The organism is Burkholderia sp. Ac-20392, from assembly GCF_017104585.1.
GTDB lineage: Bacteria > Pseudomonadota > Gammaproteobacteria > Burkholderiales > Burkholderiaceae > Burkholderia > Burkholderia lata.
The window spans coordinates 1-7,602 of record NZ_JAAGPB010000425.1 but is presented as its reverse complement, the minus strand read 5'-3'; the positions used below and the strand labels follow the sequence as shown (position 1 = coordinate 7,602).

The window sequence follows — 7,602 nt, the reverse complement described above, 5'->3', positions numbered from 1 at the left end:
GCCGCCCCCGCCCAGCCGGCCGCCGCCGAACCCGCGCAACCGACCGGCGGCGCCGCATCGACGAAGGCTTATGCGCAGACGCCGCAGCAGGTCCGTTATGGCGACGCCATTGCCTTCCGCACGCTGATTCCGTCACCGCTGCTCGAGCAGCTCACCGCGAACGAATACGCGCAGATCGTGCAGGCGGCCGCCGACAGCAACAGCCTGCTGCCCGCGAACCAGCCGCGCGTGAAGCGCCTGCGCGCGATCGTCGCGAAGCTCGCGCCGTATTCGGTGAAATGGAACGACCGCGTGAAGAACTGGGCGTGGGACGTCAATGCGATCCGCTCGCGCGACATTCGCCTGACCTGCCTGCCGGGCGGCAAGGTGCTCGTGTACGGCGGCCTGCTCGACCGCGTCCGCCTGAACGACGACGAGCTCGGCGTGCTGCTCGCGCACGGCATCGCACATGCGCTGCGCGAACACGCACGCAGCAACTTCAGCGCGACCTCGCAGACGTCGCTGCGCGCGGCCGCACTGCCGCCGCTGTTCGGCGTCGGCGAGCCGCTGCCGCAGGCACTGAACCTCGGCGATCGCCTGCAGGCGCTCCACTACAACGCGACCGACGAGACCGAAGCCGACGTGATCGGCGGCGACATCGCCGCCCGCGCGGGCTTCGATCCGCGCGCGGCGATCACGCTGTGGGACAAGCTCGCGGTCGCGACACGCGGGAACAAGGCAACCGGCTTCATCTACACGCACCCGTACAGCACCGCGCGCCGCCAGGATCTGCTGAACCGCCTGCCGGATCTCATGCCGCTGTACGCGAAGGCGGTGGGCAAGCGCGTCGACACGCTGCCCGATTACGCGGGCATCAGCGCGCAGCGTCGCAAGGTCGTGCGGCGCTGAGCACGCGGCAGCGCTGCACACCGCTTCCCCACGCGTGGCACCACCGCTGCGCGCCGCCGTTCGCTCAGGTCGTCAGGTCGATCGCCGCCCGATCGCCAACCGGCCGGCTTCCGCTCTCGCGCATCCAGCGCACCTCGTCACCCGGGCTGCGGCCGAACAGCCGCTTGAACTCGCGGCTGAACTGCGACGCGCTCGCATAGCCGACGCGCGCGGCCGCCGTGCCGGCGCCGACTCCGTCCTGCACCATCATCAGCCGCGCCTGGTGCAGCCGCGCGGCCTTCACGTACTGCATCGGCGACGTCGCCGTCACGTGCTTGAACTGCGCATGGAACACGGCGAGGCTCATCCCGGCCTCGCGTGCGAGCGTCTCGACGTCGAGATCGGTCCTCAGGTCGGCGTGAATGCGCCGCAACGCCTTCGCGATGCGGCCGAAGTGATGCTGCTGGACGAGCGCCGCGCGAATCGCGTCGCCCTGTTCGCCCGTCAGCACCCGATACGCGATCTCGCGCATGATCGCTGGGCCCAGCACGCGCGTGTCGTGCGGTGACGCGAGCGCTTCGAGCAGCCGCACGACCGCATCGGCCAGCGGCGCGTCGAGCGGCGTCGAATCGATGCCGAGCGGTTCGCTGACGGCCACGCCGAGCGTCTCGTCGAGCAGGATCGCGAGCTCGGCGATCACCGCGAGATCGACGCGGATCGAGATCGCGAGAAACGGCTCGTCCATGCTCGCGAAGGTCTCGCATTCGAACGGCAGCGGCACCGACAGCACGAGGTACTGCTGCGCGTCGTAGACGAACGAACGGTCGCCGAGATAACCGAGCTTGCGCCCCTGGCACACGACGATGATGCTCGGTTCGTATAGCACGGGCATACGCGGCGCGGGACGGCTCACGCGGAAGAAGCGCACGCCGTCGAGCGCCGCGAGCGTGTCGCCCTCGTTCGGCGCGAGGCGCGTATGCAGCTCGACCATGCGGCGCTGCACACGGTCGCCCGTATCGGCGAAAAGGGGCTCGAAGCTCATCTGCGTGGTCCTGTCCGGCAAGAGAATCTGGCTCGCAATGTAGCACCTTGAACGGGTTTTGACGGCTGTTTGCACGCAGTTAGAGAGGAATAGGCAAATCTTCCAGACCTTCGTGTATTTCACTGCGGCGCCGCGCTCCTTACGATGACGTCCTGCCTCGCCGCATCGCCACATGATGCGACGGCAGTCTGTTTCACCGGATGCTTTCCGGACAAGGAGCCCATCGCATGAGCACTACCTATGCCTACGCGGCGACCGATTCGCAGTCGCCGCTCGCCCCGTTCGAATTCCAGCGTCGCGCGCTGCGCGACCTCGACGTCCAGATCGACGTCCTCTACTGCGGCGTCTGCCACTCGGACCTGCACCAGGCCCGCAACGAATGGCGCAACACGATCTATCCGGTCGTGCCGGGCCATGAAATCGTCGGCCGCGTGACCGCGACCGGCCCGCAGGTTTCGCGCTTCAAGGTCGGCGAGCTGGTCGGCGTCGGCTGCCTCGTCGATTCGTGCCGCACCTGCCCGAGCTGCGCCGACGGCCTCGAGCAATATTGCGAGAACGGCTTCGTCGGCACCTACAACGGCCAGGATCGCGTGACGGGCGATATCACGTTCGGCGGCTATTCGACGCAGCTCGTCGTCGACGAAGCGTTCGTGCTGCGCGTGCCCGAGACGCTCGACCCGGCCGGCGCCGCACCGCTCCTGTGCGCAGGGATCACGACCTACTCGCCGCTGCGGCAGTGGAACGTCGGCCCCGGCAAGAAGGTCGGCATCGTCGGGCTCGGCGGCCTCGGCCACATGGGCGTGAAGCTGGCGCGCGCGATGGGGGCGCACGTCGTGCTGTTCACCACGTCGCCGTCGAAGATCGAGGACGGCAAGCGGGTCGGCGCGCACGAAGTCGTGATCTCGAAGGATGAAGCGCAGATGAACGCGCACCTGAACAGCTTCGACTTCATCCTGAACACGGTCGCCGCGCAGCACGACCTGAACCCGTTCCTGCACCTGCTGAAGCGCGACGGCACGATGACGCTGGTCGGCGCGCCGGAGCACGACCATCCGTCGCCGCAGGTGTTCAACCTGATCTTCAAGCGCCGCCGCCTCGCGGGCTCGCTGATCGGCGGGATCGCGGAAACGCAGGAAATGCTCGACTTCTGCGCGGAGCACGGGATCACGTCGGATATCGAAACGATTCCGATGCAGCAGATCAACGCCGCTTACGAGCGGATGCTGAAGAGCGACGTGAAGTACCGCTTCGTGGTCGACATGGCGTCGATCAAGCAGTAAGCGCCGCCGGGCGGCATGCACGATCGCCGCCCCAAAAGAAACGGGCCGCATGTTCGACATGCGACCCGTTTTTGCATCCGACCGCTACGCACACGGCGTAGCGCGGGACATCACTTCTTGTAGTCGTAGTCGATCGTCAGTGGAGCATGGTCGCTGAACTTGATGTCCTTGAAGATCGACGTGCTTTTCGCGGTGCCCGCCACACCCGGCGTCGCGATCTGGTAATCGATCCGCCACCCGACGTTCTTCGCGTACGCCTGGCCGCGGTTGCTCCACCACGTGTACTGCTCGGCGCGCGGGTCGAGCGTGCGGAACACGTCGACATAACCGACATCGTCGAACAGCTTCGTGAGCCATTCGCGCTCTTCCGGCAGGCAGCCCGAGTTCTTCTGGTTGCTCTTCCAGTTCTTGATGTCGATTTCCTTGTGGACGATGTTCACGTCGCCGCACAGGATCACCTCGCGCTTCTTCTTCAGCGCGGCGAGGTGCGGCATGAACTCGTCCATGAAGCGGTACTTCGCCTGCTGTCGCTCTTCGCCGCTCGAGCCGGACGGCACGTACACCGACACGACCGACAGCTTGCCGTAGCGCGCCTCGACGTAACGCCCCTCGGCGTCGAATTCGCTGCTGCCGAAGCCGATGATCACGTCATCGGGCTCGCGGCGGCTGTACACGCCCGCGCCGCTGTAGCCCTTCTTCTCGGCGTGGTGGAAATAGCTCTTGAAGCCGTGCGGCTCGACGAATTCGGCCGGCAGGTCGTCGGCCGAGACCTTGATTTCCTGCACGCACACGCAATCGGCATTCTGTTCGCCGAGCCACTCGAAGAAGCCCTTCTTCGCGGCGGAGCGGATGCCGTTCAGGTTGGCGGTAATCACTCGCATCATGTCGGATTCCGTTCAGTTCGATGTTTTTTCAGGGATGCAGCTTAACGGATCTTCACGCCTTCGAGCTCGGGCTTCGGCGGCGGGAACTCCAGCTTCATGTCGGTCATAGTGCGCAGCAGCAGCTCGGCGATCATCACGTTGCGGTGCGTCTTCGAGTTCGCCGGGATCACGTACCACGGCGCATGCTCGGCGGACGTCGCGGCAAGCGCGTCGCGGTAGGCGGACTGGTACGCGTCCCAGTGCTTGCGCGCGTCGAGATCGGAGATGTCGAACTTCCAGTGCTTGGTCGGATCGTCGATGCGCGCCTGCAGCCGCTCGCGCTGCTCGTCCTTCGAGATGTGCAGGAAGCACTTGATGATCGTCGTGCCGTTCTCGACCAGCATCGTCTCGAAATCGCGGATCTGCCGGTAGCGGCGCTCGCATTCCTTCGCGTCGATCAGGTCGAGCACGCGCGGCACGAGCACGTCTTCATAGTGGCTGCGGTTGAAGATCGCGAGCTCGCCCGCGGCCGGCACCTGCGCATGCACGCGCCACAGGAAGTCGTGCGCGGCCTCGATCGGCGTGGGCGCCTTGAACGGCACGACGCGCAGGCCGAGCGGATCGACCTCGCGGAACACCGCGCGCACGGTGCCATCCTTGCCGCTGGTATCCATCCCCTGCAGCACGAGCAGCACGCGCTTCTTCTGCTGCGTGTGCAGGCGCTCCTGCTGCACGTCGAGCTCGGTCGACACGGCCGACAGCCGTTCGCGGTCGTCGTCCTTCGAACCGGACGAGAACGGCTTCGCGGCCGGGTCGAACGCATCGAGCTTGAATGCTGCGGCTTCCTTCTCGCGCGTGCTGGTCGGCACGCGGAAATCGTCGAGCGACGGTTGTTTCGCCATTCGTTCCTCCGTTGGACGCTGTGGTGCATACGATAACGCATCCACCAAACGCAACGGGCCGCCCCGAACTGGATCGGGGCGGCCCGTCGTCATGCGCGGTTCAGGCGCGCGGTCATGCTCAGCCGAGCTTCTTCTTCAGCAGTTCGTTGACCTGCTGCGGATTGGCCTTGCCCTTGGTCGCCTTCATCGCTTGGCCGATCAGTGCGTTGAACGCCTTCTCCTTGCCCGCGCGGAATTCCTCGACCGACTTCGCGTTCGCCGCGAGCACCTCGTCGATGATCGCTTCGAGCGCGCCGGTGTCGGAGATCTGCTTCAGCCCCTTCGCGTCGATGATGCGGTCGGCCGCCCCTTCGTCGTCGGCCTTCTCGTCCCAGATCGTCGCGAAGATTTCCTTCGCGATCTTGTTCGAGATCGTGCCGTCGGCGATGCGCTGCAGCACGAGCGCGAGCTGCGCGGCCGAGACCGGAATCGCGTCGATCTCGATGCCGTCGCGGTTCAGCTGCGACGAAACGTCGCCCATCAGCCAGTTCGCGGCGATCTTCGCATTCGCGGTGCCCGCCTTCGCGACCACGGCCTCGAAGTACGCGGCCATCGCCTTGCTCGACGTCAGCACGCCCGCGTCGTACGCGGACACGCCGTATTCGTCGGCGAAGCGTTGCTGCATCGCGGCCGGCAGCTCGGGCATCCCGGACTGCACGCGCTCGATCCAGTCCTGGCCGATCACGAGCGGCATCAGGTCGGGGTCGGGGAAATAGCGGTAGTCGTGCGCGTCTTCCTTGCTGCGCATCGAACGCGTCTCACGCTTGTCCGGATCGTAGAGGCGCGTTTCCTGGACGACTTCGCCGCCGTCCTCGATCAGTTCGATCTGGCGACGCACTTCGAAATTGATCGCTTCCTCGAGGAACCGGAACGAGTTCAGGTTCTTGATTTCCGCGCGCGTGCCGAACTTCTCCTGGCCGACCGGGCGCACCGACACGTTCGCGTCGCAGCGGAACGAGCCTTCCTGCATGTTGCCGTCGCAGATGCCGAGCCACACGACGAGCCCGTGCAGCGCCTTCGCGTAGGCCACGGCCTCGGCCGCGCTGCGCATTTCCGGCTCGGTGACGATCTCGAGCAGCGGCGTGCCCGCACGGTTCAGGTCGATCCCGGTCATCCCGGCGAAGTCTTCATGCAGCGACTTGCCTGCATCTTCCTCGAGGTGCGCGCGGGTCAGGTTGACCGTCTTTTCGTACGCTTCCTTGCCGGCCTTTTCGTTGGCGGGCACCTGGATCGTGATCTGGCCGCCCTGCACGACCGGAATCTCGTACTGGCTGATCTGATAGCCCTTCGGCAGATCGGGGTAGAAATAATTCTTGCGCGCGAAGATGCTGCGCGGCGCGATGGTCGAGCCGATCGCGAGGCCGAAACGGATCGCGCGTTCGACCGCGCCGCGGTTCAGCACCGGCAGCACGCCCGGCAGCGCCAGGTCGACCGGGCAGGCCTGCGTGTTCGGCTCGGCGCCGAACTGCGTCGACGCGCCCGAGAAAATCTTCGAGACGGTCGACAGTTGCGCGTGCGTCTCGAGACCGATGACGACTTCCCATTGAGTTGCCATATGCTTACGCTCCAGCCGGAACTTGCTTGTGCCAGTCGGTCGCGCGCTGGAACGCGTCCGCGACCTGCAGCATCCGGGCTTCGTTGAAATAGTTGCCGATGATCTGCAGGCCGACCGGGCGCTTCGCGTTCGCGCCCGCGCCGAAGCCGCACGGCACGCTCATGCCGGGCAGGCCGGCGAGGCTCACCGACAGCGTGTAGATATCCGCGAGATACATCTGCACCGGATCATCGCCCTTCGAGCCGAGATCCCATGCGACCGTCGGCGACGCCGGGCCCATGATCACGTCGCAGGACTTGAACGCTTCCTGGAAATCGTTCGCGATGATGCGGCGGATCTTCTGCGCCTGCAGGTAGTACGCGTCGTAGTAGCCGTGCGACAGCACGTACGCGCCGACCAGAATCCGGCGCTTCACCTCGGGGCCGAAGCCTTCCGCGCGCGACTTCTTGTACATGTCGAGCAGGTCGCCGTACTGCGCGGCGCGGTGGCCGAAGCGCACGCCGTCGAAACGCGACAGGTTCGACGACGCTTCAGCCGGCGCGATCACGTAGTACACGGGGATCGACAGTTCCGTCTTCGGCAGCGACACGGGCACGAGCGTCGCGCCGAGCGCTTCATACTGCTTCAGGGCCGCGTCGATCGTCGCGCGCACGTCGTCGGCGAGGCCGTCGCCGAAATACTCGTTCGGCAGGCCGATGCGCAGGCCCGCGAGCGGCTTGCCCGCATCGTTGCCGGCCGCCCACGGCTGGCCGAGGTGGCGCGTGAAGTCTTCATCGTCGCGCTCGAGGCTCGTCGAGTCGCGCTCGTCGAAGCCGGCCATCGCATTCAGCAGCAGCGCGCAGTCGGACGCGCTCTGCGCCATCGGGCCGCCCTGGTCGAGCGACGACGCGAACGCGATCATCCCGTAGCGCGACACGCGGCCGTAGGTCGGCTTGATGCCCGTCACGCCCGCGAACGACGCGGGCTGGCGGATCGAGCCGCCGGTGTCGGTGCCGGTCGCGGCCGGCAGATCGGAAGAGCGGCGTGTAGGTGAAGGGGGTATATCCCGGTGTAA

General features: G+C 66.2%; 7 protein-coding genes. 2 read left to right on the top strand and 5 right to left on the bottom strand.

The genetic code is table 11. From position 1 onward, the window contains the following. The coding region (locus G3N99_RS31005; protein ID WP_206124286.1) for a M48 family metallopeptidase at positions 1 to 888 on the top strand (888 nt) is incomplete at its 5' end. A 64-nt stretch (positions 889 to 952) separates the two neighbouring features. On the opposite strand, the gene G3N99_RS31000 is transcribed toward G3N99_RS31005, so the two are convergent. Continuing rightward, positions 953 to 1,909: an AraC family transcriptional regulator gene (locus tag G3N99_RS31000; protein WP_175046773.1), complete on the bottom strand. Its 957-nt coding sequence runs from the start codon at positions 1,907 to 1,909 to the stop codon at positions 953 to 955. Between the two features lie 227 nt (positions 1,910 to 2,136). Between G3N99_RS31000 and G3N99_RS30995 the strand changes: the two genes are divergently transcribed. Continuing rightward, complete coding sequence (locus tag G3N99_RS30995) at positions 2,137 to 3,189, top strand: NAD(P)-dependent alcohol dehydrogenase (RefSeq protein WP_174937423.1); 1,053 nt, start codon at positions 2,137 to 2,139, stop codon at positions 3,187 to 3,189. A gap of 110 nt (positions 3,190 to 3,299) precedes the next feature. Here the strand turns inward: G3N99_RS30995 and G3N99_RS30990 are convergent, their stop codons facing one another. The 4 genes from G3N99_RS30990 to G3N99_RS30975 all read right to left on the bottom strand — a co-directional run. Further along, the gene (locus G3N99_RS30990) at positions 3,300 to 4,073 is read right to left on the bottom strand and encodes an exodeoxyribonuclease III (protein ID WP_011353553.1); all 774 of its coding nucleotides are present in this window, start codon (positions 4,071 to 4,073) and stop codon (positions 3,300 to 3,302) included. A gap of 41 nt (positions 4,074 to 4,114) precedes the next feature. Continuing rightward, positions 4,115 to 4,954, bottom strand: coding sequence for a polyphosphate kinase 2 family protein (locus G3N99_RS30985; protein ID WP_174937419.1), 840 nt, complete (start codon positions 4,952 to 4,954; stop codon positions 4,115 to 4,117). Positions 4,955 to 5,072: 118 nt separating this feature from the next. Further along, positions 5,073 to 6,548 (bottom strand): Asp-tRNA(Asn)/Glu-tRNA(Gln) amidotransferase subunit GatB, encoded by a 1,476-nt coding sequence (gene gatB, locus G3N99_RS30980; RefSeq protein WP_046544181.1) that lies wholly within the window; start codon positions 6,546 to 6,548, stop codon positions 5,073 to 5,075. Positions 6,549 to 6,552: 4 nt separating this feature from the next. After that, positions 6,553 to 7,602 (bottom strand): amidase family protein (locus tag G3N99_RS30975; RefSeq protein WP_206124285.1); only part of this gene is annotated, 1,050 nt, incomplete at its 5' end.

What these genes read in the sequence shown, in the direction of transcription:
- G3N99_RS30985 (WP_174937419.1), bottom strand. Translation starts at nt 4,954, where the DNA reads ATGGCGAAACAACCGTCGCTCGACGATTTCCGCGTGCCGACCAGCACG.
- G3N99_RS30995 (WP_174937423.1), top strand. Translation starts at nt 2,137, where the DNA reads ATGAGCACTACCTATGCCTACGCGGCGACCGATTCGCAGTCGCCGCTC.
- G3N99_RS31000 (WP_175046773.1), bottom strand. Translation starts at nt 1,909, where the DNA reads ATGAGCTTCGAGCCCCTTTTCGCCGATACGGGCGACCGTGTGCAGCGC.
- G3N99_RS30990 (WP_011353553.1), bottom strand. Translation starts at nt 4,073, where the DNA reads ATGATGCGAGTGATTACCGCCAACCTGAACGGCATCCGCTCCGCCGCG.
- gatB (WP_046544181.1), bottom strand. Translation starts at nt 6,548, where the DNA reads ATGGCAACTCAATGGGAAGTCGTCATCGGTCTCGAGACGCACGCGCAA.